23 protein-coding genes and 1 pseudogene are annotated in these 25,938 nt (G+C 41.6%); 1 reads left to right on the plus strand and 23 read right to left on the minus strand.

What is annotated here, in order from left to right; all coding sequences use genetic code 11:
* Positions 1-23 precede the first annotated feature (23 nt).
* From AC2TF5_RS16400 to AC2TF5_RS16480, 17 genes and pseudogenes are all read right to left on the minus strand, one after another.
* Entirely contained in the window at positions 24-899 is an 876-nt protein-coding gene (locus tag AC2TF5_RS16400) for an amidohydrolase family protein (RefSeq protein WP_491298164.1), read from the minus strand.
* Complete coding sequence (locus AC2TF5_RS16405) at positions 886-1,224, minus strand: hypothetical protein (protein WP_491298165.1); 339 nt, start codon at positions 1,222-1,224, stop codon at positions 886-888. The genes AC2TF5_RS16400 and AC2TF5_RS16405 overlap by 14 nt, the downstream gene beginning before the upstream one ends.
* A gap of 7 nt (positions 1,225-1,231) precedes the next feature.
* Complete coding sequence (locus AC2TF5_RS16410; RefSeq protein WP_491298166.1) at positions 1,232-2,371, minus strand: toxic anion resistance protein; 1,140 nt, start codon at positions 2,369-2,371, stop codon at positions 1,232-1,234.
* 23 nt (positions 2,372-2,394) lie between these two features.
* On the minus strand, positions 2,395-4,080 hold the full coding sequence (locus AC2TF5_RS16415) for a vWA domain-containing protein (RefSeq protein ID WP_491298167.1): 1,686 nt from the start codon (positions 4,078-4,080) through the stop codon (positions 2,395-2,397).
* Between the two features lie 15 nt (positions 4,081-4,095).
* The gene (locus AC2TF5_RS16420) at positions 4,096-4,833 is read right to left on the minus strand and encodes a hypothetical protein (RefSeq protein ID WP_491298168.1); all 738 of its coding nucleotides are present in this window, start codon (positions 4,831-4,833) and stop codon (positions 4,096-4,098) included.
* 51 nt (positions 4,834-4,884) lie between these two features.
* Positions 4,885-5,469 carry a helix-turn-helix domain-containing protein gene (locus AC2TF5_RS16425; protein ID WP_491298169.1) on the minus strand — a complete coding sequence of 195 codons (585 nt, stop codon included), beginning with the start codon at positions 5,467-5,469 and terminating at the stop codon, positions 4,885-4,887.
* 266 nt (positions 5,470-5,735) lie between these two features.
* Positions 5,736-6,678, minus strand: a pseudogene (locus AC2TF5_RS16430) (DUF3626 domain-containing protein).
* A 215-nt stretch (positions 6,679-6,893) separates the two neighbouring features.
* A complete protein-coding gene (locus tag AC2TF5_RS16435; protein ID WP_491298170.1) occupies positions 6,894-7,583 on the minus strand; it encodes a stalk domain-containing protein in 690 nt (229 codons plus the stop codon).
* Entirely contained in the window at positions 7,580-8,923 is a 1,344-nt protein-coding gene (locus tag AC2TF5_RS16440) for an alpha/beta hydrolase (RefSeq protein WP_491298171.1), read from the minus strand. The genes AC2TF5_RS16435 and AC2TF5_RS16440 overlap by 4 nt, the downstream gene beginning before the upstream one ends.
* Positions 8,924-8,928: 5 nt before the next feature.
* Complete coding sequence (locus AC2TF5_RS16445; protein WP_491298172.1) at positions 8,929-10,272, minus strand: alpha/beta hydrolase-fold protein; 1,344 nt, start codon at positions 10,270-10,272, stop codon at positions 8,929-8,931.
* A gap of 26 nt (positions 10,273-10,298) precedes the next feature.
* Complete coding sequence (locus AC2TF5_RS16450; protein ID WP_491298173.1) at positions 10,299-11,216, minus strand: LacI family DNA-binding transcriptional regulator; 918 nt, start codon at positions 11,214-11,216, stop codon at positions 10,299-10,301.
* Between the two features lie 67 nt (positions 11,217-11,283).
* Complete coding sequence (locus AC2TF5_RS16455; RefSeq protein WP_491298174.1) at positions 11,284-13,032, minus strand: alpha-glycosidase; 1,749 nt, start codon at positions 13,030-13,032, stop codon at positions 11,284-11,286.
* 35 nt (positions 13,033-13,067) lie between these two features.
* On the minus strand, positions 13,068-13,901 hold the full coding sequence (locus AC2TF5_RS16460) for a sugar ABC transporter permease (RefSeq protein WP_491298175.1): 834 nt from the start codon (positions 13,899-13,901) through the stop codon (positions 13,068-13,070).
* A complete protein-coding gene (locus AC2TF5_RS16465) occupies positions 13,902-15,218 on the minus strand; it encodes a sugar ABC transporter permease (RefSeq protein ID WP_491298176.1) in 1,317 nt (438 codons plus the stop codon).
* Positions 15,219-15,256: 38 nt separating this feature from the next.
* The gene (locus AC2TF5_RS16470) at positions 15,257-16,549 is read right to left on the minus strand and encodes a sugar ABC transporter substrate-binding protein (RefSeq protein ID WP_491298177.1); all 1,293 of its coding nucleotides are present in this window, start codon (positions 16,547-16,549) and stop codon (positions 15,257-15,259) included.
* A gap of 152 nt (positions 16,550-16,701) precedes the next feature.
* Positions 16,702-17,379: a metallophosphoesterase family protein gene (locus tag AC2TF5_RS16475; protein WP_491298178.1), complete on the minus strand. Its 678-nt coding sequence runs from the start codon at positions 17,377-17,379 to the stop codon at positions 16,702-16,704.
* A gap of 63 nt (positions 17,380-17,442) precedes the next feature.
* Positions 17,443-18,348 carry a LysR family transcriptional regulator gene (locus AC2TF5_RS16480; protein ID WP_491298179.1) on the minus strand — a complete coding sequence of 302 codons (906 nt, stop codon included), beginning with the start codon at positions 18,346-18,348 and terminating at the stop codon, positions 17,443-17,445.
* 109 nt (positions 18,349-18,457) lie between these two features.
* Here AC2TF5_RS16480 and AC2TF5_RS16485 point away from each other — a divergent pair, with 109 nt between their 5' ends.
* Complete coding sequence (locus AC2TF5_RS16485; protein WP_491298180.1) at positions 18,458-19,075, plus strand: histidine phosphatase family protein; 618 nt, start codon at positions 18,458-18,460, stop codon at positions 19,073-19,075.
* Between the two features lie 144 nt (positions 19,076-19,219).
* On the opposite strand, the gene AC2TF5_RS16490 is transcribed toward AC2TF5_RS16485, so the two are convergent.
* The 6 genes from AC2TF5_RS16490 to AC2TF5_RS16515 all read right to left on the minus strand — a co-directional run bounded on the left by AC2TF5_RS16490 (position 19,220) and on the right by AC2TF5_RS16515 (position 25,885).
* Positions 19,220-19,405 (minus strand): glycine betaine ABC transporter substrate-binding protein, encoded by a 186-nt coding sequence (locus tag AC2TF5_RS16490; protein ID WP_491302917.1) that lies wholly within the window; start codon positions 19,403-19,405, stop codon positions 19,220-19,222.
* Positions 19,386-19,529: a hypothetical protein gene (locus tag AC2TF5_RS16495; RefSeq protein ID WP_491298181.1), complete on the minus strand. Its 144-nt coding sequence runs from the start codon at positions 19,527-19,529 to the stop codon at positions 19,386-19,388. Before AC2TF5_RS16495 ends, AC2TF5_RS16490 begins: the two co-directional genes overlap by 20 nt.
* A 146-nt stretch (positions 19,530-19,675) precedes the next feature.
* Positions 19,676-23,980: a discoidin domain-containing protein gene (locus AC2TF5_RS16500; protein ID WP_491298182.1), complete on the minus strand. Its 4,305-nt coding sequence runs from the start codon at positions 23,978-23,980 to the stop codon at positions 19,676-19,678.
* Between the two features lie 181 nt (positions 23,981-24,161).
* Positions 24,162-24,581 carry a hypothetical protein gene (locus AC2TF5_RS16505; protein ID WP_491298184.1) on the minus strand — a complete coding sequence of 140 codons (420 nt, stop codon included), beginning with the start codon at positions 24,579-24,581 and terminating at the stop codon, positions 24,162-24,164.
* A 185-nt stretch (positions 24,582-24,766) separates the two neighbouring features.
* A complete protein-coding gene (locus tag AC2TF5_RS16510) occupies positions 24,767-25,288 on the minus strand; it encodes an NAD(+) diphosphatase (RefSeq protein WP_491298185.1) in 522 nt (173 codons plus the stop codon).
* Between the two features lie 111 nt (positions 25,289-25,399).
* On the minus strand, positions 25,400-25,885 hold the full coding sequence (locus AC2TF5_RS16515; protein ID WP_208914346.1) for an NTF2 fold immunity protein: 486 nt from the start codon (positions 25,883-25,885) through the stop codon (positions 25,400-25,402).
* Between the last annotated feature and the right edge of the window lie 53 nt (positions 25,886-25,938).

Below are 25,938 nucleotides of genomic sequence, written 5' to 3' on the forward strand. Positions count from 1 at the left end.
TGGCTCTGCTGATGCCGATGGTCTCAGAGCGCCGCGATCCGCTCCTGAATACGAGGAAACAGTCCAAAGGCATTCTCGTAAAATACCTTCTCGTGATGCTGCTCAGGCACGAGCCTGCGGATGAATTCTGCATACAGTTCGATCGGCGCGAGCGGCCAGTCGGTTCCGAACAACAATTTCTCGTAATGATCACAGTACACCAGCGCCCGGCGAAAATGGTCCATAAACAGCGGTTCGTTCATGAACCGTTCAAAATGGGGCCGATCGCCGACGACAAGTCCGGACAAATCGGCGTAGACATTCGGGTTCTTGGCCACCACTTCGGCGGCATCCATCACCCAGGGATCACCCAGATGGCAAATCATGAAGTTCACGCCGCGCTGCTGGTAGGCCAATTCATCTAAGGTAAGTGGATGCGAATACTTGAGTAAACCGTTCATCGAGTAGGTATCGCCGGTATGAATCACCACGGGCATGCTGTACTTGGCAGCCAACTCATAGATTGGTGTGTAGATTTTGTCATAGACGTAATGATGATAATAACCGGCATACAGCTTGATTCCTGCAACCTCGGGAGCTTGCAGCCGCGCTTCGATCCGGTCCAGCTCCTTCAGAGCATGCTTCCCGGTGAGCAAGTTCGGATTGATGCCGACGCATTCCATTAAGAATGGCGGAACACTGTTTTCCAAGTCGAGGCCCATCGGATTGGGTGAATTGGAATCGGGAAAGGCTCCCTTCGTCTGCTCCGTGACGCCCATTCCAATGCCGAGGATGACGTCGTTCTTATCAAACTCCGCCTTAAGGCCTGCGGCAGTGTAATCTACTTTAGACTGATCAATCGCTGTTTGATGAAAGCTGTCGATGTCCGACAGATGAATATGAATGTCAATGATCGGCATGTGAGGTCTCCTTTTCGTGCGAAGGCTTGAAGAAATTATCATCCGAAAGCGAATAATGCGGCAGAACAAGGCCACTTTTGTTAGTCACCGTATGCAGCACACAGAGAACAGGGACACCGTGCAGCATAAGGTAATGCTGGTCGATCGTGATCCCCCGATTCGCTTCCTGCTTCTCGATGACAGTTGTCATTAGGAGTCCCTTCCAGACGTTGCCGTGCACATCGGTCCGCTCTGCCCAAGTCACACTTCTCGGCTCCCGCTGTCGGCTGAAGCCACTCATGCCGGGGATACCTACGCCAAGTCCGCCGTACCAGGGATTCCACAATAGATAATCACAAACCCAGTTTTTGCCCCTTTTCTAAACGTTGGATTTGCTGTTCACCATTATCCGCTAGTTCCCGGAACTGGTCGATCGTTTCGCGCATCTTAGGAAGTGCTTCCTGTTTGTAGGTGCTGATTGAATCTAGTGCGGATAATACATCGGTAAACGCTTGTTTCAAGGTCTCTACTGAGATGTTGGCTTGGAGAGATTGCTTATGAATTTGAATTCCTTGATCTTTCAACATCCTGGAAGTTCCAGAGATGAACTCATTCGTCGTTTGGTTTAAAAGTTCAATTTTTTTCAATACGATCTTTTGATTGTACAGTGCACTAGCTACCGTTACAGAAATTTTTAAGGCTGAGATTGTCACGTTTTTAGCTCTGTCCACGCCTCGAATCAATTCTTTATTGTTACGAGTGACCACTTCAATCGCCATAATTCCCTGTTGGTTGACGATCATCATTTGCTGCATATCCATCACCCGTTGACGAAGTGGGAATAGGACCTCTTCGGTAATGAAGCGAATTTTGTCTGGATCTTCATTGCGAGCCTTTGCAGCTTCGATCTGCGATTCAATGGATGTGTCCATCAATGTACCAAGCTCGATTTCCTTTTGTAGTTTTTTGGTCAAATCGCGTAGCGCTTGTTGTTCAATCTCGAGCGTCGTATTGTCATTCTTCAGGGTTGTTTTCCCTTTATCTAGGGAGACGACGATATCCGCAATCAGCGCGTCAGCTTTCTGATATTTCAAGAAATAAGCGCGTAATGGATTGAATAATTTACCTAATAATCCTGTTTTCGTAAAATCGATGATGCTAGGGTCCAGATCCTTTAATTGTATATGCAATTCAGTTAAGCCCTTCGCTACTTGACCGCCCTCATCTCCGGTTTTGGAAAGGTTACCTACTGAAACCTGCAGTAAATTGTTTTTACCTGAGGAAGTTCTCATGGTATTCATGCCGAAACTGTCAATCGATTGCAGGATTTCTTTCCGCTTCTCCAGCGAATCTAGATCTAGATTCATGATTGAGGCGACATTGGATTCAGCTAACGCTTGAAGTTTAGCCACCTCTTCGGGAACGGGTTTAACCTCTTGCTCAATAGCTGCTTGAATTTCTTCCGGACTCACAACTTCCATCGAAAATGACATAGGGATCCTCCTTTAGATTAGAGTTACATTTGAACGTTAAACAGGTTCGCAATTTTATAGACAACATCATCTGTATCTGCATTAATACTTGCTGCTTCATTAATACTCGAGATGTTCTGCAACGCTTGAATATCTGCATTATAGCCGATGGTGTAGATCGGAACTTTGTAGGTTGCAACGAGATCCTTGATATCTTTGAGGGAGTGTCCTCGATTGGTCTCGCCATCACTTAGCACGAATATCATCGGCTTAATCGATGGATTGACGGCTTTCTCATCTTCGAGCATTTTTAATGCAACAATAATTCCATCAAATGTAGCTGTACCTCCGTCCGCTTGTAGGCTATTCACCGCACCAACGAACATGGATTGCTGTGTCGTGTCGTACTTTTGAATCGGCAAATTAATGGTTACATCATTGGAGTAAGAAACAAGACCGATGCTATTGTCTTTCCCCAAATATTTTTGTCCTTTTAGAAGCGATTCCTTTAATCGATTAATGGGTTCACCGGCCATACTGCCTGATACATCTGTTACAAAAACAGCTGCAATCGGTTTACTTCCATTTTTCTTTTCTTTCCATATTTTTTGTGCGGATGAAAGTAGGCCACCTTCTACGACAGCGAGTTCTGATTTATAATCGTTTAACTCATTAAATCCTTTTTCTTGAGCCATTTTTTGATATTTATCTTGTGTCACAAATTCAGCAAATTTCTTAATCACATCTAATTTGTCCTTCGGGAGATCACCAAGCGCGTACAGTGGACTGTCGTGTCTTATGCCAAAAGGTGTAAATACGTACCCGCTTTTTAAATCATCTGTGTTGAGATAGGTTTGATATTCCAGCACAAAGCCATCCAGCATACCCGATTTCGCAGCGTCGCGCATTTGAATGGTTGTCGAAGCAAGAAACGGAACGTTCGCTTGGAATTTCTCAAATCCTTGGACGGCTTTATCACTAAGGATATTCGAGCTGTCAAACGTATTGAGCGCTGTTACAAGAAAGTTTAAACCTGTTGAGCTTGCAAAAGGATCTGTATAGCCCATGCTGAATTCATTATTTGCGATCGCTTCCGTAACTGTTTTGACATTCACAGATCCATAAGATGCTACAAGAGCATCATGTTTGGCTTTTGAAATAACAATACCAGGAACGTTTCCTACGAGCCGCTTGGATACAAGCTGTGTTTTAACCCCGCTCGCCTTAACCATTTCTCCCCATAACTCATTCGAAGGGGTAAACGCATCAGGTATATATTTGCCGGATTTAATATAGTCAGCCGCCGTACCGGAGGCAATATTACGAATCTTGACAGAAGCAGGCTTCCCATTCACTTGGATATTCGCATTATTAAATTCTGTTGCGACATCCACTAGCCATCCATCAATTCCTGTTCCCGACTTCTCGGTTGAAGAGAATATCTCCACAAAATTATTGGTCGTGTTATTTACTGTGATGGGGAACTTCGAAATATCCGGCAGTGTCTCGCCAACATCTGCTGGATTAATATCGATTTGACCTTTCACAGGTGTTTCGGTCGTCACGGAAATATTGGAGTAAAGCTTGTTAAGCTGCTTCCCTGCGTCTTCAGAAGTAACCTGCGATTTCGTTTTCCCCAGGTTCGAGGTAAAGTTCACTCCAAGATAGACAAGGATAAATACGACAACCACAATCAAGATAGATACTAGAAATTTACGCTTTCCAGTCATTCGCTGCACCTCACACTATTTATAGTATTTTGTTTGCTTGATTAAAGCGTCTAACTCCTGCATGCAAGACAGTTGTTCAATGTCTCCTGGTTCAATATTGTCTAAGCTTGATATTTCTAATAGAAGTCGATCGAGCTTTAATAGAATTTCCTCATTATTGGAAATTGAGCTTTTCATGGATGAGAGGTAATCGTCATATACCTTTGCTTTTTTCTGGAGAAGTTCTGTGGAAAAACCAGATGACTTGCGTTGAATAATACGATTGAACTCGGATTCGTCAAAGATACGAAGGATGTTCAATATACTCCTAATATTCAGGTAGAATAGATTCTCAACTTCTTGGGATACGGATGCGAACTTCTTAAAACTCAGCTCCGTTTCTTCAAATTGCTGCTTCAGAACATGGATCAAGGTACTCTTCCTCTTCTGCATTCGCTCCATTTGTTCTAAGGCCAAACTTATATCACTTTCAATTCCTTTTACATGCCGATATTGAGATAGATTTTCGACATATTCTTCGTACGTTTTGATTTCTTTCACAGGAATCATGACGGGTTTCTTAAACAGTAAATGATAGATTCCGTATACAAGTACCCATGCGCTGGCAAATAATAATGTAACACCCGTTGCTGTTGAGAGGGCGCTTGTTCCGATCTGCACACCTATGAACCCAGGTGAGAGTACGAGGATGTTAACTACAGCTACGATAAGCATAAGACCTATTAGTTTGATCACATTTGTACTAGACAACATTCAATCCTCCTCTGCAAATATTCAGGACAAGTTAAAATGAACGAGGGTATATTAGATTTCAGATGCCTTGCGATGACGTCGTGCAATGGTCGACAATGAGCTGTTATGTGAACCATGAGGGTTCTCAGATTCTTCTAGGATTGCTCCTTCTTGAACGAAATAAGTGTGTATCTCCATCCACTGGTTTTTCATCACTGCATTATATCTACGTTGCATTCCAGAAAAAGTAACAAGCAATATCCCATCCGATTTACGAATCTCACTTGGACTAAACTCACCACGCTCTAGAGCTTTACGAATGGTCGCTCCCCCGCCTTCGATTCCCCACAGTCGAGCCGCTTCGGATAAACCGAATACTTCATTAACGCTGATGCCATACGGAGGAAAAGATGGAATGGGACCTTGAATCATAGAGAGCTCATCTTTCGCAAATACCTGTCTATGGTCTTGCAACCTCTCCCCTTGAACATCATAAGAAATAACAGAAATGTTTACTTTTTCATCGCGATCGAGGAGTTTACGAACCATTTGTAAATCCTTTAACGGCATGATCTCGTCCCGAGCAGGAAAAATAGATGCGGGCCACAGTCTTTCCCCATTCGATAAAATGACCTGAAAACACAATAGATGCTCCATATATTCCTCCATCTATGTTCCAAGTAATGGTACTCCGTTAAGGAAATAATACCATTGTCACGAAATCGTGACAATTAAAATATTTTATACCATGTCCCATGGGTATGAACAAAATAAGGAATAGACGGTGAATGACCCATTTTTTTGCAAATTCCTGTATGAATGGAGAGTGAACGATCCATATTTTCTTATGCGCCTTCCTATGTTGCCAAACAAAAAAACTCCTGCATCCTATCGCAGAAGCTTCTAAATAATTGATGAACATCTCACAATTTAAAATTTCGGAGCGGTTTTCCATACCTCACCAAAACATGCCATAAGAGTTTTAATTCCTGAAGTATTTCTTTATCGGTTCCTCGGTCACTCCAAGCAGGCGGGTTGCGCTTCACGTCCATTGCGGCAGACCCAATCATGCCAACATCTATATAATCGTTTTGTGAAATGCGTTTCGCCAAGGAAGGCATCGATGGACCTCGAAAATCTACTGGAACTTCATCTACCCCCATCGCGAACCCCATGTGCCAATAGAGTTGGATGGAATACTGTAAGCATATTTGCTCTAAGATTCGTCCTATAGGAGTACCCTTGAATGAAGGATCGGCTACTAGGATTTCCACATCTTCCTTCAGACTAATGTCCCCATGAACTTGGGCTTCAATGTAGTGATTGAGATTACGATTGGCCATAAGAAACTTTCGGAGATAAAAGGAAATAGCATGAGCCAAAACGCGGAGCCGGCCCATCTGGATGCAGCATCAGATCAAGCGCGCCATATTTGGGACGTTGGCTGTTCGTCGAGCCTTCTTTTTGATATGCCCCTCCAAAAAGGTCCTTCTCCCACAAATCTCGTTCACCGCCGGGGTAAGCTGATACGCTGCCATTCGATAGTAATGTTTCAAATTGGCTCTTGTACACTCCCTGCTCTAATAATGCCTCTGCAACACTTTTCTTTGCCGGGTCTAGTCTGTCTGGATGGAAATGAAGCGCAATCCTCGCATGCGACTTTATTTTGGCAACCGCATCTTCAAAAGCTTCCCGTTCTATATTAGACATTTGAAGAATTTCATGGATGGCTCGAGTCGCTTCATTTTTTCGGCCTTGCGCGTAATTCGAAACATATTCTAGAGCCGATAATTGTGATCCTGACAGTTCCTCAATGAGCTGAGACTCCCTTTTATTAGAAGCATTTTCATCGCCTTTCCTTTCCATTACTTATTCGCTCCTTCCTTTGTCTCATTCTCTCGTCTCGCTCTATCAACGTTTTTTCATTTAACTCATACCAGTTGACTGTATTATACGTATACGCTATTTATCGGTATTTTTTGGCATTATTTCATTCAAGTACACAAAGACACTACCTCATACTGTACGGTAGTGTCTAGTGTCTCTTGCTTAGATCCGATCATTTAGCGATCCATCCTCTTTTAAAGCGTGCGAAACTTCATATCCTTACAATCGATATGGAAGGTAAATGTTCTTTTTTTACTTTTTCCATGAAGCGAAAGTTGCAAGGTTACGTTGTCTATTTTTTTCTCCACCAAACCTTTAGCATTTACCCAACCATGTATTTCTTTCTTGGGTTTAATTGTAACCGTGCCAAAATCAGGATTTACAGGAGATATTCCCGCGGTTTCAGACTGTTTACCCGCGACATTATCGTTCGCCTCTACGAGTGTTCTGGGCAAATCAAGTGTGATGTTCTCATTGTCTGTATTGTTTTTGATCGTGACTTCAAAGTCAGTCGTACTTTCTGTAAGCCTAATGGCATGTACAGTAACTTCAACATCTTTCATTTTTTTGGTAATAGGAATTTTCTGCAATTTCATATTCCTGTCGCTAGAAGTGGAACCCTCTTTCTTTTGATCATTCCTGTTTGAGTTCAATTTGATGTTTCCATTTTCGAAAGCAACCTCGTATCCAACAGCTTCTGCAACTTCTCGAACTGGAAGATAGACCATACCATTTATTGAAACCGGCTTTTCACTCAAGACTTGCTCTTTGTCATTAATAAATAGTTTATAGTTTTTGTTATCCGCTGTTAAGTTCGATGCAGCTGCGGAAATCCCTGTGAAGAAAATAGCACCGCAAATAAATCCTATACCTAATTTTTTCATGCTTCATTCCTCATCCAATGTTCGACGTTAATTTCAATCGTGGTGTCCTCTAAAGCTTTAAATTTATGTTGAACGGGTTCGCCGCTCGAATCCACCTCAACGATTCCATCCTGTCTACTGATTTGGTAGATAAATTCTGCATGTAAAGGCACTTGCAGTTGATTGTAGTACGTACCCTTGCTAGCATCATGAATCAGAGGAAACCAAGCATACATTTTCATATCGACGGGTGTATTTGGCGGAACATGAACAACCATGTCCAAGGTCACAAACTCTTTTTTCTCATCAACAACACGAATCTCTGTAATAGCTTCCAAGTTCTTGTATTTAACGGTTACCGAGGTGACCCCTGTTTTCTTAGGCACGATGGTTCCGTTCGCTAATACTTCCGCGATCTCTTGATCTTGCACATTATAAGCCGCTCGTAATAAGGACATTTTAAAGGCATCCCCAAATTCTAGAATCGCGTTCAGTCGGCTTGTAGGACCTACAATACCAACCTCTTCACAACCAATTAACGATAATGAGCGTGCTTCACCTTTCCTTCCAAAAAAATGAATGAGTGGAGATGATAATCTTGCTGCCCAATCTTTCTCCACATGAGCAGCTCCAGGATCATTGAAATAGATCAATTGGGTGTCGGCTTCGTACCCTAAATCTACGAGTTCCTCAGTCACTGTACGGGTATGCTTCTCCATGACTAAAGTACCTTCCGTGCTCCCCAAATCAATCCATATTTGGGATAGGGGTTGCTTCGATGTAAAAGTATGATAAAGCCTGATTTCTTCGAGTGAAATGGGGTCTACACAGTAAAAATAAGGGGAAACGATAGCTAGTTTACCGAATATATCTGGTTTACGAAACCCGATATGATAGGTAACTTGCCCGCCTCTGGATGAACCCATCAACGCTGTGTGTTCAGGATCTGATTTCGTTCGAAAAACCGAATCCACGTAAGACTTCACTTCTTCAATGATAAACTTTTCATATAGATGACCTTTGGGCTCAATCGAAACTTTATCTAGTGGATACAGCACCCCTTCTAAATCATGAGTATATTCGTTGGCTCTCTCTAATCCCATGTTAGGAATACCTACAACGATAATTTCTTCCATTTTATGCTCATGAATCAATCGATCGACGGTTGAATCTACATGCCATGAATACCCATTAAAGGCGGGATGGAAAATATTTTGCCCGTCATGCATGTATAATACGGGGTATCGCTTCTTCTTGTCGTACACATAACTAGGAGGCAGATAGACAAAAATATCTCGCTCATTATCCAAATGCGTCGAGTAAAAACTCTCAATCCTCAAAATACTAGACTTGTATGTCATTTTCATCACCTTCTGCAATTCTCGGGTATGAGATCTACCCATTGATCTACTTCGTAATTCAGGATTAATCCATCATCCGTTGTAAACTTTCGATATGGAATTTCTCTGCCTTGAATATCTGTTTCATGCATGCCTAATCCACGAGAAATACGGAATTCAAACGAAATGCCTCTGGGAACCTCAAACGTGCCGCCATATCGTCCTTCTTGAATCTTCGGCAACTCTATACCGGCATATAATATATCTGTATCTGGCGTAAATGCCGGCACTTTAACGAAAAGATTCACGGTGACCGTATCGGAAATATGAGGCACAGCTGTGATTTCTAATTGGGCTTTCAGGTTATTATTTCTATAAGTGACGAGAGTGTTCCCAGCTTTTTTGGGGATTAATCTTCCGTCCCGTGTTACCTCCAATATATCGGGATCATCCACTTCATAGGTAGCATTTAAATCCGTCATCACAAATCCGCTATCAAAGTGAACCACCGCATTTAATGTTTGTTTGAGCCCCTCTATGCCAACAACTTTAGGACCATGCAAATCAACACGGACCGGCGTACCTATTTCGCCAAAAAAATAGATTAAAGGCGCATGAACCCGATCCGCCCAATCCTTTTGAGAGTGGCCGGAATTGACAGCAAGGTAATACATCAGATCATTTCCGGGCTGGTAGCCGCTTCTAATAAGTTTATCTGCCACATGCCTCACATGCTTCTCCATCACGGTAAAACCCTCAGCATCTCCTACATCCATCCATATTTTTAGATCCTTTTTTTCTGTGTAGACACGGCTTAACCATCGATCTTCCATCGTGCTCGGATCGACACTGACAAAAAATGGGCATAGCGCACCTACCATACCAAAGGTCTCTGATTGACGGAATCCTATATTGTAAGACACGAGCCCACCCGCGGAGGATCCCATTAACGCCGTGTTAAATTTATCAGGTAACGACCGAAATTCTTTATCGATGTAAGGTTTAACTTCCTGGGTGAGGAATTCCTCATAAAGTTCGCCTTGATTGGTCGTATTAAAAATATTGTGTCCCTCTGGATTGGCATGCATATATTCTGATATTCTTGTGTCTTCCACATGAGAGATGGCAACAACGATAATTTCTTTCATTTTCCCCTGAGAAACCAGTGTATCCACTGTCGTATGAATATCCCAAGACTCGCCTTTTTGATCTGTAAAAAACATATGTTGACCGTCATGCATATAGAGAACAGGATATCGTTTTTCTTCATTCTTTTCATAACTATCAGGTAAGTAAATAAACATATCTCTCTCATTATTAAGAATACTGGAATAAAAGTTCTTGATGGCAATTAACCGCGATAAATTCACAAGGCATTCTCCCTCAACGAATATAATTAGGAGTGGGCCGACAAGAAGAAGAATTTCTCATTGTTTACGTAATCCACATCCTGAATGTAGCGATCCATCATGCGTACAATTTCTTTAAAATCATTCAAATCGAACATGATTTTATTCATGCCGTCTCTCAGGATTTCCGAACAATTGCATGTGCATATGGCGGTGATATTTTTATGCGTATTGTATACTTCATTAGCCAAAAATTCGTTCACGACTATTCCAGGGCTGTCTGGAAATTGAGACAAGAACGTATTCATGCTGCTAGCCGTGTTATCTGAGACATAAATCTGGTCTTCTGATAAATTTGATTTTTGCTGAATAAATTCCACGAATTCCACATTATTATAAGAATCCATAACCAGAAATTGGGGGGATTCACCAAGTAAACGCTGGGATAAATGAAAGCTTTGCTCAAAATCTGGGAGGACTTTATGAAACAATGAGTTATCAATATAACTATCCATTACAAATACGGGAACCCCAAATCCAAAGTAATTGGATATCGTCGAGAATCTGTCTTGATCCACATTTATTAAGAACGCACCATCCAGATTTCTTTCCATAATAATCTTGTTGGATGGCGTCATGCTGTCGATTTGCATAAAGAGGACATGGTAACCTAACTCGCTACATAACTGCTCAAGCTTGAAAATGGTTTTCGCATATTTCAAATCAGACCATACATGCTGCTTTTCCTCTTTGAACAAGATTATGCCAATTAATCCGGTTTTCTTGATTTTTAAAGATTGGGCTGTTCGGTTTGTCACGTATTTCAACTGTTGAGCAATTTTAAGAACTTTAACACGCGTTTCATCCGAAATGGATTGTGTCTTCACATTGTTTAAAATGTAAGAAACCGTCGCGATCGATACATTTGCTTCTTTTGCTATATCTTTTATTGTTGTTTTTTTCATGGGATAATCCGCCCCTACTTAAACGTTTAAGTTTTTAAGTCGATTTAACCATATCCCCATTCTTTTGTCAAACCAATCCATTAGAAGTCTTTAATACGATCCATCCGAATGCAGGTAAACTTACGGTAATCGTCTCACCTTCCATTTCGTATGATCCGTTGCCTATCAATTGTTCGAATGAAGAGGCCTGATGAATTTTGAAATCAACTTGTTCCCATTGGTTGCTGTTATTGAAACAAATGTAGATTCGTTCATTGTCCATCTTTCGTTGCACGACAAGCTGATTATTTTTGGCATACATAAAATGGAATGAGCCTTCTTGAAATACACGATGTTTCTTTCGAATGGAAATCATATCCTGATAGAAATCAAAAAGCTCGTGGTTTTGTTTGTCTTTTTCCCAAATCATTGGTTTCCTGCAATCCGGGTCTGCCCCCCCTGTCATCCCTACTTCATCTCCATAGTAAATGCAGGGCGTTCCAAGGAACATGAATTGAAACAGTACAGCCAGCTTTAATTTATTCTCGTCCTGTGCGACTGTGAGCAGTCTCGGCGTATCGTGGCTTCCCAGAACGTTAAAGGTTGCTTCGTTTACTTGCTGCGGATAATTAGCCAAGAGCCAATTGATTTGATAGGAGAACTGTTCCGCATCCAGGGTATCCTTCGCAAAAAACTCGATAATGGCATCCGTTGCAGGATAGTTCATGACCGCGTCAAATTGGTCTCCTTCCAGCCACGGCATAGCATCATGCCAAATCTCTCCCAAAATATAAAAATCAGGCTTCAGTGCTTTTAATGTTTTTCGGAACTCTCTCCAAAAATCGTGGTCCACCTCATTGGCCACATCCAGTCTCCAACCATCAATATCGCATGCGGTAACCCAATACTTAGCAACGTCCAGCAAGTATTTTCGCACTTCGGGGTTAGCCGTATTCAGCTTGGGCATATGTGATTCAAAGGCAAAGCAATGATACGATGCTCTTGGCTCACGCGTAATCGGAAATTGCTTAATATGGAACCAATCTCGGTATTTAGATGCCTCTCCGTTCTCGATCACATCCTGAAAGGGTGCAAAGTCATAACCACTGTGATTAAACACCGCATCAAGGATGACACGAATGCCGCGCTCATGACACGCATGTACCAGTTCTTTCAATAACTTAACATCTCCAAAATGGGGGTCCACTTTTAAATAATCTGTCGTATCGTATTTATGATTTGTTTTGGCTTCGAATATAGGGGTGAAGTAAATGGCGTTGACACCTAAAGAATGGATGTAATCTAGCCGATCTAACACACCCTGCAAATCACCTCCATAATAATCTTGCGGACCCGGATGGGTGTCTTCCCAAGAGCGCACGTCTGCCGGGTCATTGCTCAAATCACCGTTAGCAAACCTCTCCGGAAAAATCTGATAAAATACGGCCTCTTTTACCCACGCTGGCGGCTTTAACACCTCATGCGACCAAATAAACGGAAAATCGAAAAAGGTTAGAGGATTATTCGGTTTTTCTTTACAAAAACCTTTCTCCGTGTACCAATACGCTTGATCCCCGGATACCAAGTGGAATGCATATCTAAGTCGTAAATGTGGAGGTGCGATTTCTACTTGCCAATAATCGAAAAATTCGTCGCTTGCTATTTTATGAAGATCCTTTTCACATACGGTATTGTCCCAATCATATTTATCGCCGTAGATGGCTTGAACCCCTTCGAGGTCATCTTTTTGGGTCCGAATTCTGATATGAATGAGATTATCATCGTAGGCATAGCAATAGGAATTCCTAGGTCTGTGATAGATTGCTTCTAATAACATGGTACACTCCTTTGACATATGTGGTTTGTAATCCCTTACCCTTTATCCGCACCTGCTGCGATCCCGTTAATTAAATATTTCTGGAAGTACATATACAAGATCGTAATCGGCAATGCAACGAGCACAGCACCCGCAGCAAATAAGGTAAAGCTGGAATTCGTCTCATTCGCCACCATATTATATAACCCTTGCGCTAACGTCATTTTTTCCGATGATCTTAGAACAATTTGCGGCAAAATAAAATCCATGAAGGGCGTAATAAAACTATTCAGTGCAACGAATGTAATGGCCGGTAACGATAAAGGTAAAATAATTTTTAAAAAGGAATCCTTATTACTAGCGCCATCAATAAAAGCAGCTTCTTCTAGACTTTTGGGAATCGTGTCAAAATGACCTTTCATCACCCATGTCCCCATTGAAATGGACCCGCCAGCATAAATCAGAATTAACCCTAGATGTGTATCTAGCAATCTCGTTTGCAACAGTAGAACAAATAATGCCATAACCGATAAGAAGCCGGGAAACATTTGTAAGATTAATAACGTCATTAACCCTTGTTGTCTACCTTTAAATCGAAATCTAGAAAAGGCATAAGCGGTCGCCGCTACTAGTGTAGTGGATATCAACGCGTTCGAAATGGCGATCTTTATCGTATTCTTGTACCACAATCCAAAGTCCGTGTTCTTCATCAGATCAACATAATGAGCAATCGTGGGATTATCAGGGAACATCTGACTTACCAACAAGGTGTTACCAGGATGAAGTGACGTTCCAATTACCCAAATAATTGGATAAACTGTGGTAATCGTTAGCACGATAAAAATCATGTAAATGCCAATGACCAGCAAGTTGTTTTTTATTTTCGACATTTAGACCAAATCCTCTTCTTGATTTGACTTCATCCGCCTGTAATTCCATAAAGAAAAAATCGCAATGAAAATGAACATAATGACAGACACTGCAGAAGCCATATTAAATTGACTCTGGTTCAGTGTCATTTTAAAAATCCATGAGATCAGAATATCGGTGCTTCCCGCGTAATAATAGTCAGGATTATTCGGTTGCCCATCCGTAAGTAAATAAATCAGATTGAAATTATTAAAGTTAAAAGCGAATTGCATAATAAAAATAGGTGCAGTAGCCAATAAGACAAGAGGAAGCGTGATCTTAAAAAAGTTTTGTAGTTTTGAGGCACCGTCTACCTCTGCAGCTTCGTAAATGTCACGTGGCATTGTCGTTAAGATCCCTGACATCAACGCCATGAGAAACGGAGTTGAGAACCATAAATTAACAATAAGGATGGATACTTTCGCCATTGTCGGATCTGAGAGCCAAGGCACTGGTGAGAAACCAAGCTTCGTTACTAAATCGTTAATAGGACCGAATGAGCCGTTCAATAATACCCTAAAAACCAAGATCGATATGAATTGTGGAACCGCCCAAGGCAGAATAAAGATGGTCCTCCAAAATTTTTTGAGTCTAATCTGAGGATGATTCACCATCATCGCTAATAAAAGTCCGCTCAGAAAAACGGTGCTGGTCGAAACTGTAGCCCATATCAAATTCCAGACGGATATACCGAAGAAAGTAGATCTCCATGATTCTTGTGCAAATAAATCATAGAACACGCTAAATCCGATCCAATCAACTAATGCGCGATCCGGAATATGTCCAGGAGCCGAATAGTTGGTAAATGCAATCAACACATTAAATAGTAGCGGAATAACGGTAACAAACAGGACAAAAAAAGCTGCGGGCAATAACAAAAGGTAAGGCAATTTACGAAATTTCATGGTTTGAATTGAATCTGCAAATTTCGGAGCATATTTTCCTTCGTCTCTAAGCGCTCCATTTTTTCTGGCATCATTAATATTCATGAAATAAAAACCCAAGTACAGAAGAATGACTACGAGTGTGATTAGACCATTGATTAATAGAAAAATAGAATGGTCACCCTGCACGACTTTCCCATTAATAACCTTTGTAGGCACATCTCCTAACGTTATAAATCCCACGATGGCTTTATAGGCAATAGGATAATAGTTCCAAAAGAACAATTGAGCTAGAATTATATAAATCAGGCCCTTCAGATATTGCTTGTTATACAGCTGGCCTAATCCTATAAAAACCGCAGAGAAAATCGTGGCTTTTGTCTGATGCTGACGAGAACTCTTTTTCATATACATACTGCTGAGACCGCCTTATTGGGATTTGGAGAATCATCCTACTTTGTAGTTTTTATTGCTGTTTTGATTTGACTTACAGCTTTATTCAAGACTGTACCCGGATCTTGATTGTCATTCCAAATGGATGAGAGTGCAGCACTTGAAGGAACCCAAACATTACCCATTTCCGGAATAGACGGCATAGGAGTTGAATATTGGGCTTGCTCTAAGAAAGCCATGGTATTCGGGTCTTTCGTAAGAATCGGATCGTCCATCAGGTCTTTCCTCGGAGGCAATTGAGTTGTCATTTCAAAACGCTTCGTTAAATTTTGTTTACTTGTCGCATAACTCGCAAACAATTTTGCAGCAACCGGATACTTCGTGTACGAGTTCACATACAAACCTCTAATGCCTGAAAAACTTACTGGGTGTTCCCCATTAGGCAATAGAGGTAATGGAGCCACGCCATAATCTATTTTCGTATTCACCAAACTTGAAGCGAACCACGGTCCATTAATAATGGCAGCTGTTTTACCTTCTTGGAAAAATCCAGTGATAATATTATCATTGAGGTCGTTTATATTTAAGGGCAGCACTTTTTTAAAGGACTGTAGGAATTCTGCTCCTTCTATCGACTTCTCATTGTTAAGACCGATATCATTTACATCCGTTCCATGATTGCCAAATACATATCCACCGTAACCACCAAGGAATGAATAAGATAAGTACAACTGACCTACATCCCACATAAAACCATACTTTTTGCTTTCCGGATCGTTATAAGTTTCGGCGAATTTAATGATCTCCTCGTAAGTCTTCGGTGCTTGTTCCATCAACTTCTTATTGTAAAAAAGCGCATACGTGTCAATGGCTGTTGGAAATCCATACAGAACCCCGTCATAGCTAACACCATCTATCGCAGAAGACATAAAATCATTTTTTTCAGAATCGGTATACACATCATTTTGCAATACGAGTCCTGCCATAACCGCATTCCCCAATTGATCATGAGGCGAAGAGAAGACATCAGCCCCAAGTCCAGCGGGTCCATCCGTGGTAAGTTTCTTGACGGCATCTATCGCAGGAACAGGCTCTACCTTTACTTTTATGCCATATTCCTTTTCAAAGTCTTGTGCGACCGCTTTCATATAATCGAATTCAGGACCTTTTGATTCCCATACAAGTAATTCAGCCCCGACCTCTGGCTTCATTCCCTCTTGTTGTTCGTTTCCTGCTGCTTCATTCCCTTGCGATGGCTGGCTTGATGATTGATTATCCGTTCCACATGCAGTAAGCAATGAAAAGCTAAATAACGTTAAAATAATGGTGGAAATCAACAAACGTTTTGACATGGATGCTCCCCCTTTTTGATTACTTAAACGTTTAAGTGTTATTTCACTGCTATAGTAACTTCTAATTACCAGAAAAGTCAATGTCAAATTCTTACAAAACAAAAAAACGGATAAACGTTGCTAACGTCCATCCGTCTACTAATGTGACTTTTTTATAGAACCATACCCGCTTCTTCACTCACATCTCTTGGATCAACTGGAAACTGAACAATCTCATGCACTTCACCTAGCGAGGTGACTCGGATGGCACTCAATGCAACTTTCCTGTAAGCTCCAGTATCAATATTCCACGAGTGAGACGCCTCATCATATTCAGGAGACCCAGACTTGCAAGGCGTGTGGCCGATAATTTGAAGTCTACCGATATTTCTCAACGGTGTTCGATTCCAAAGCACGCCTAACTCATTTCCTTCATCAAATGGGGATTCGACCTGATCTGCAATACCAGCATGGCTTATCAATATATGCTCGTTCTCCCAAACGAGCGGAAGCTCTTGAATCCATTCAGATACCTCCTGCAGTTCCATGTTAGCGGACCTGAGCTGATTCAGCGTTTCAAAGCCGCATTGCGGAAGCCAAAATTCGTTTGGACCATTCTCAATATGCATTGAAAACTCGTATTCATGATTGCCCTTGAGAAAAATAGCGTTCGCGCCATAACGCTTTCTCAGTTCCTTAGCCAAAAGGAGTGTGCCCGGCGTATCATTCCCACGGTCGATTAAATCCCCTAGTTGGACGAGTCGCTCCTTATCAGGATTCCAATGGCGGTCAAGAAGTCCTTTAAACGTATGAAGACAGCCATGTACATCACCAACGACAAATAGATTCATATGACTTTATTTCTCCTCCTTCAATGACAAGTCCTCAGAATTTGTCTACCCATCTGAGGTTTTTTAGACCTTCGTGTCCAAATGATGGTTAACTAAAGTAATGAAGTCATGAACAAACATCTCCTGATGTTCCCTCCTTCTCGTGCCCAGCAAAATAGAATTCATTGAAGAAATCCCCGGCACGTCCACTCTGGCAAGGACACACTGCTTCAATAAAGGTTCCGCTACCAGAGAAGAGACAAAACTTACTCCATAACCAGCCATTACAGCAAGAATAGTCTCATGCAGCCCATTAAATTGCAATTCAATTTGGGGAGGACGGATCTGCTGTTCTCTGCATAGCTGAAATAATCTTTCTCTCGCAGCACTTCCCTCTTCTCTCATAATAAACGGTTCTGATGCAATTTCTTTAAATGTAACCTTGTGCAATGCATATTTATGTCCGGGTGCTACGACGAACAAATATTCATCCCTGTACAGTTCTGTACATTCAAATTCATCTGGATCTGCGAAAGGCACACCCATGTCGCTGTAGATCGCTACATCGACCTCAAAGTTGATTAATTTTTCTATCGCTTCGTGCGAGTTGACTGTCGTAATCTGCACTTCAACGGCAGAATATCTTTGTTTAAATAAGGAGGCCCACTTCGGAATGAGTACACTCGTAGCTAGATAATTTCCGGCAATCCGTAATTTTCCTTCAGGATAGTTATGATGATCTTCGATCAAATTCTGTACCTGCTCCTCGATTGAGAACATCTTCTCCAATGGCTTAATCAGCTTATTCCCTAAAGGAGTAAGAACCAGGCCTCTGCCCTGAATGTTGAATAACTTTATATCGTTCTCTTTTTCAAATTTACGAATTTGTGCCGAAATAGCTGGTTGGCTAATATGTAATTTTTCTGAAGCTTTCGTTACACTGCCAGTTAACGCCACATAATAAAACAATCTCAACGCATGAAGGTTCAATAGCATCTCCACCTATATATAAAAGTTATACGTATTCGATATTATATATTATTCGTTTATATGTCCACACATTATACTAGACTTACATTTCAATGAGGAGGATTACAGGATGGAAACAACGTTATATATGACCCGTCACGGACAAACCGAATGGAATCTGGTGAGAAAGATGCAGGGACATATGGATTCCCCTCTTACTCAACTTGGGGTTCAACAAGCCCAATGGTTGGGTGAGCGCTTGTCCACCGTTCCGTTCGATGCAATTTATTGCAGTTCCAGTCCCCGCGCAATAACTACGGCAGGTATAATATCAGGTCATCGGTTCTCGGAGATCGTGAAACTTGATTCCCTAAAAGAAATCAACATGGGACTATGGGAAGGCCAGCAAATCGAACAAATTACGCAAGATTCTCCTACTCCATTTTATCAATTTTTCAATGAACCTCATTTATACCAACCCATGGGTCAGGGGGAGAGCTATAGTGGATTGATGAAAAGAGCGCTTCCTGCGATCCAAGATATCATGACCAATCATAAGGGCCAACAAGTGCTTATTGTAACGCACCGGATCACGTTAAAAGCGATAATGAGCTATTTTATGAATAAACAGCTGCATGAAATCGGGAGCATGCCCGACATTCACCCAACTGCTCTATGCAAAGTTACGATTCATAATGACGTCCTGAACGTTGATTTATATGGTGACACCACTCATTACCAGGAATAATCTCCCATCTCAAATTCATATTCATGTTCCTTGTCCCCTTTTCAACGAAAAAAAGACACTAACGTGCGTTAGCGTCAGGTTATCGAGAAAGTCTCGATAGCCTTCTTTATGTCACGATTATTCAAGACGACACGAACTCTATGCTCATTCCGTAAAAAAACCTTTCGATAGTAGATAATCTTTGGCTACCTCTTCGGGTTTTTCATGCAGCACATCGACGCGATAGTTTAGCTCCCGCATGTCGTCATTGCCAATCCTGCCTTCGAGCTGTTCCAACACCAGCCTGAGCTCGGGGTATCGTTCGAGGGTATCAGCGTACAGCAGCGGGATAGCGTTGTAATTTGGGAAGTACTCCTAAGAAGAAAATCATAAAAGGCATTACTACAGCTTTTTCAGTTATTAAAGCATAAATGGCTAAAATAGATGCAATTAGAGCAAACAATATTTTCAACAAATAAATCCCTCCCAATTTTTCCATGATTATACTATACGCATTGAGTTTACTTAAAATTATTCATTAAAAAACAGCCCTTGCCCATTGGGCAAAGGCTATCATCTAAAGAAATAGTTCTTAACTATAGAGGTCAATTCTCTGTTTGCTTACTTAATACCTAACATACGCAAAATCATCACAATCGCCTCAGCACGCGTTGCCAGCTTTTCTGGCGCAAATATATGCTCGCTGCGACCAGTGATTACTCCTGCTTCATAACCTGCTGCAACATATGGCTGTGCCCATTTCGGAATTTGAGCAGCATCCTTAAATGGAAGCTCCTTCACTTCAGATAATGATATACCCATGGCTCGAACAATAATCGCTGCCATTTCTGAACGGTTAATTTGTGCTTTCGGACGAAAAGTTTGATCCTCATAACCACTGACAAGACCTGCTTGCAAGGCTTGTGCTATCGCAGGACGTGCCCAACTCTGAATATCCTTTGCATCCTTGAAGGATAATGGACTTCCTTCACCTTCAAGCTTCAAAGCTCTAACGAGCATCACTACAAATTCTTCTCTGCTTATCGGTTTATCTGGCCGGAATACCCCGCCATTGTAACCATTAACAAAACCAAGCTGGACAGCTTGGTTAATATAACCTTCCGCCCAATGACCAGCGATATCTCGCAGCACAGTAGTGGAGCTTTCATGGTCGCCCCCTTTTTGCTCTGTGCCTGTAGATTTACCATCCTTATCATCTTTACCACCCTTAATATCCTTACCTCCATTAGCATCAGGCACAGTCACAGGAGGTGTAACGGATCCCGGACCCGGGTCACTTGGATACCATGGGGAGCCTGTTTCTGCTTTAATCTTAACACGGAAATCTTTGCTTAAAGACGCTTCTCCCTTAGTGAACGTAGCCGTTAAAACAAGCGATAAATCGGATTGTCCTTTTGCTGGACGTTTCAAAAGCTGACCGTCAGCATTCAAATAAGCTGGATTTGAGCTGCTCCATGAAATTGTAGTATCATACGTCCCCTTCGTAGGAAGCAGTATGTTTGAGATAATACTATCGCCATCCTTCAGCTTTAACAATGCAAGTTCATCCTCAATCGTGAGCATGTCACGAGCTTTGTTCAATGCGGATAATACAGTCTCAACTGCCGGCTTCGATGCGGATAATTGATTTATTGTAGCTGCCGCTGTCTCCAAAGCTTGCTGCAGATCTTGCCAGCCTTGTGCGGAATACTTTTCCCGCTTTAGCTTCTCATCATGGATACCTGTTATCAGATCAACTAACGCTCGTTTGTCTCCGATTTTGTTTTTATCGCTAAACACTTCAAATTCCTCAAAGGAATATCCGAAGATCGTCGCCCTTTCAACACCTTCAAATTTAACGTATCTGGCTTTAGTATTGTTAAAGGTAATTACCTCATGACCGCCTTTGCCGTTAATAATACCATTATTCGTAAGTGTGACATTCGTCCAATTTTCTTTGTCCTCAGACACTAATATTTTATACTTAGTACCGTAAGCTGTCTGCCACGAAATAGCCACCTTATCCACTTCCATCGATTCACCAAGGTCTACGAGGAACCAGACATTATCTACCCATTCACTAGACCATCTCGTATCTCCTTTTCCATCCACTGCCTTATCCGGTGTATAAGAATCAGATTCAGGCTTAGAAGACTCCGCCAGCTTATTTAGGGCTAGATTGCCATGCAAATCAAGGTTTGTATTCAGTACTACGACTTGGTCGATCACACCTTTGAAAGCATTGGTGGCACTACCTATTCTCTCCATCGGTAATACAAAGGTTTCAAGCTTGGATCCATCCTTCAACGTCGTGGAATATTCGCTGCCGTTAATAAAGATCGAGGTACCACTGGTATCTCCTGTCAGCACGATATGCGTCCATTTGTCCGTAGGGACTTGATAGTCGAATACGCTAGTATAATTTTCTTTCGTAAAGCCAATTCTCCCGCTATTCCCCATGTTGAATTTTAATTGTCCTTCAGGTGACTCAAGCAATACAGCGTCGCTTGGATTGTCAGCATCCGGCTTAATCCACATTGAGAGTGTCCAGCCAAAACCAAGTGAGCGAAGTGGCGTTTGAATATAGCTAGCTCCCCCGTTAAGCTTAACCCCTTCCCCAAATATCCCTTCTGTCAGCTTCACATTATGGTCAGTAGCGTCATAGCCATTACCGGAAGAATCGCTAAAGCCATCTTCAAACGAATACTCAATTACCTTATTTTCCTGATTTTTCACTTCTACCTTATGAGCTAAATTCACATTAGGCGGGTCTCCATATTGAGCAGCCTCCGATTGGAATAATTGAAAATTCTTATCCGATCTTGTTCCAGCCCACATTTTTTCAGAGAGCACATGCATAGAAGGCAAGATTCGCTGATGGGAATCTGCCATGGACACACCCTTTTCAACGGAAACGTCATTCCATAGAGCAAACATACCGCCCTTCACATTAGGATGTCCAAATGGAAGTACATTTTCAATCCAATCCACAGGCTCCCACTTATTATAAATATAATCAAAGTTCAAATAATTCCGATATAATTGCGGTACGATATATAGCAGATTGGTGTTGACATTGATAATGTCATAGCCAAGCTCAGCCGCTTGCTTCGCACTACCATATGGCTCATACCAAATGTCCATTGTCGCATCATTACTAATTGGCGTGTTGCCATCATATTGAGCCAGTCCGCCCCATACCCGCGCATGCTTTCCTTTTCCATTAATATGATTGATTAATGCGTCCATATATTGTCGGAATGCTTCCTTATCACTTCCAAAATATTCATCCATACCAATATGAACATCAGGACCTATAAAGGTAGGATTGTCACCATCGACATATTCATCTAACAAGACTTTGATAAATGCGATCGTTTCGGGTCTGGTTATGTCCAACTGCTTACCTTCTCCTAAAGATGGATCATAATCGATGAAGACACCAGAATGCCCAGGCGTATCGATCTCTGGTACTACATTAACGCCGTATGCCATGCCGAGCCGCTGCAGCTCCCTGAATTCATCCTTCGTATAGAAGCCATCCTGACTTGTCAGTCCAGGATATCGCTCACTTTCCAGACGAAATGCCGCCTTCTTACCGTTGGCAAATGGCGTTCCTACATCATCATTAAGATGAATTTGGAACCGATTCATTTTGTAATAGGACATCAGCTTCACATAATCTTGCAAAAAATCAATGGTATAAAACTTACGAGCTACATCAAGCATAAAACCGCGATCTTCATACTTGGGATAGTCACGAGTCATCCCCATTGGCATGCGAATATGTTCAGCATCATGACTTAAGATTTGTAGAATCGATCTCGTTCCATAAAATACACCTGTTATATCTGTAGATGTGATGGAGGCATATTCATGAATATCTAATACATAACCTTCTTCGCCGAGATTCGATAGAGCTGCATCCATCGATAGATAAATATCCCCTGAACGCGGTGCTCCATATTCGATATCAAGAGTAAATTTAGTTAGCTCCTCAAGATCTTGCTTCGTAGTCTCAGCCGCATGTTGTAAGGCAGCCTGATCCGCTGGATTGACGACAATTCTTGAGCCTTCCGTTAACACAAAATCCCCTGTACGCCCAAGCCACTCACGTAAAGAAGGAATAACCCTTGGTGCTGCATTCAAATCCCCAGATTGCTCATATTGACCCGGAACCGTAACAAGCGTATTATCCGTTATTTTATATTCAGGATCGCTCTCACTTTCAATTTGCAACAACAGATGAACATCGACATCTACCAAAGGCGTATGAATATTTCCTTCCTTGTCAATGACAGGCAAGCTATCGGTGCCTAATAGTGATAATTTATACCCTTCACGAATAACAGGAAGTACTAGGTTCTCTTGGCCTTTCTCAATAGAGATAGCTTCCTTTACCTCTTGCATAATCTCAGGTAATACATCTCTGTCCTCATACACTTCAAATTCAAAAAATGAATACCCATACAGCACACCTTCGACGGGTCTTCTCTCCACACCTTGAAATTTCACATATCTAGCATCTGTTTCCTCGAACTCGATAGCCTCATTTCCTGGACCTTTCGCTGTCAAAATTCCATCATCCAGCATAACATTGGTCCAATTTTCACTATCACTTGATACTAAAATCTTGTAAGTATTCGCTGGAGTTTGCCAGTTAATGACCACGCGGGATATTTTTTTGATCTCACCCATATCCACATAAAACCATTGATCATCCTCTGCTAATGAGGACCATCTTGTTTTTGGATCACCGTCTACCGCATTTTCGGGTACTAGCCAATCCACTTCATTTCCTGATGCAAAGGTAGGCTGACCTAATGCTAGATTGTTTGATGAAGCAACTACTTTATCCGATTCAACGATGCCGATCATGAAAGCGATAACAAAAAATAACATCACAAAAGCTTTTTTATTGTTCATCCCTGTCCTCCTTATGATATGAATTCACTTCGTTTTTAAATGTTTTGTCCTCTATACCTCCTTTCGAGTAAAGCGCTTTCAAAAATATCCGTCTGTAGTTTTCATTTTGTAAATTTATTATACGTAGTTGCTTTCCTAGCTTCGATATACTTATTTTTACTTTTGTATACAGATGTTGATGTTAGTCCCAATCCATGAAAGATGTGATATCAAGTTTCTGTTTCCCGCAATCAGGACATGTCAGCACAATTGTAGTTGGGGAGAGTTCTTCCAGCGGTTCGGACGGCAGTGGCTCTGAGCATCGGGAGCAAATATAACTTATTTCATAACGATCAGAATTGGACTGAATCTGCAAGAACAGCTCATTGTGCACATTGTTGCATTTACCACAAACGAATAGTGCTTCATAACTGTCGTGCTCAGCACTCTCATCAGGAATGAATGCCGCAACCCGCTGACGAGCCTCTGTATTCTTAATTACCGGTAAGATTGAACTTAGATACATATGGCTGAATCCAATACCCAGAAACACATCACGACTGTATGTACAGTGCTTGCAATTTAGTTTATAAGCTGTTCCCACACCATCACCTGCTTTCATCAAGGATTACTTTTCTAGAGATCATTATCTATCCCACACACCCTATGTGTTTCTCCGCGAACTCCTCCAGGGCATTTATGAATCGGTAGTGCCCTTCATCTTCGACCGGGATCAGGTCAACTGCTTTATCTGCAATTCGATTTCGGTCAAAGCATTTTTCTCCAACTACACAGTTCTGCTTTTCTTTAATCAAGTCCGTTTAGCCGCCCTAAGTCATCTGCCTCAATTCGTTCAAGTATAGTCAGCAAAAAAGACTCCGCCAAACTTCCTTTCATAATAACCTTTCTGGCTTCATCAAAAGCAAACCACTCAGCATGCTCAACTTCCTCATTAATTTGCATAAGTGTCTCATCATGTGCTACAGAAACGAAATTTAACATCAGTGTATTGGAGCGTTCAAAATACAGGCTTCGCATGTACTTGTACTCATCCACATGCAGTCCTACCTCTTCCTCCACCTCACGGATTAACGTCTCTTCCGCTGATTCCCCCCGATTGACATAACCAGCCAGCAAAATGTAATCTTTCATATTATATTGCCGGATCAACAGCACCTTGTTCCGTTCTTTGTTCAGCACTGCTGTGCTTATCGCCGTACTAAAGATAGGAAAGCGAAACACCTGACATGAATCACAATACGGGATCAATCCTTCACCTTCACATTCTTTGGAATGTAATTCCGTTCCACAAACATAACAATACTTCATTACTCATCCACCTGCATTTTATGAAATAATTAGTCCGTTTCATTATATTTTTGTTGCATCAGAAGCTTATATAGAACCTATTGCCTAAAATCTGTTCATTTCTTTTGTGATTTATCTCGTTCCAAATATCATGAGAAGTTTTCCATTTTCTTTTGCAAGAGCAATATAAATGACCCCGCCTAGACTTCCCGGAGGAAGAGTTCCTTCGATAATCCAAGCTTCTGCAATAGGGTTATAGCTAATAGCGAAGGGAGTTTCCTCCAAAAAATGAGAATAATACTCCGCTAAATAGGAGAAGATTGCCGTTGCAACTGCATGTTCATCTGTAAGCTCACCAAAAGCAATTTCATCTCCAAACCGATTTTGCTGGAGAAGAGTGTCGCGATCGGCGAAGTAGAGTTCAAACCTCCCATATAAATTCTCATCATCCAAATCACGTTCTACAAAACCATATTCGATGACTTTTTCCTTTTGATAAACGTTGCTTTTGCTCTTTTTCTTATAGTCGACCCGTACAGTGATTTGATTGACTCGAAGCCGGTCACGTTCTCGCTCCTGCTCCGCTATTAATTGCTCCAAAGCATCCATAAAGCTCATTTTGAATCACCCTCAAAGAGATTGTTGAAATCAGGAGGAATCTATACACTTCC

The sequence above is a fragment of the Paenibacillus sp. JNUCC 34 genome (genome assembly GCF_058269055.1).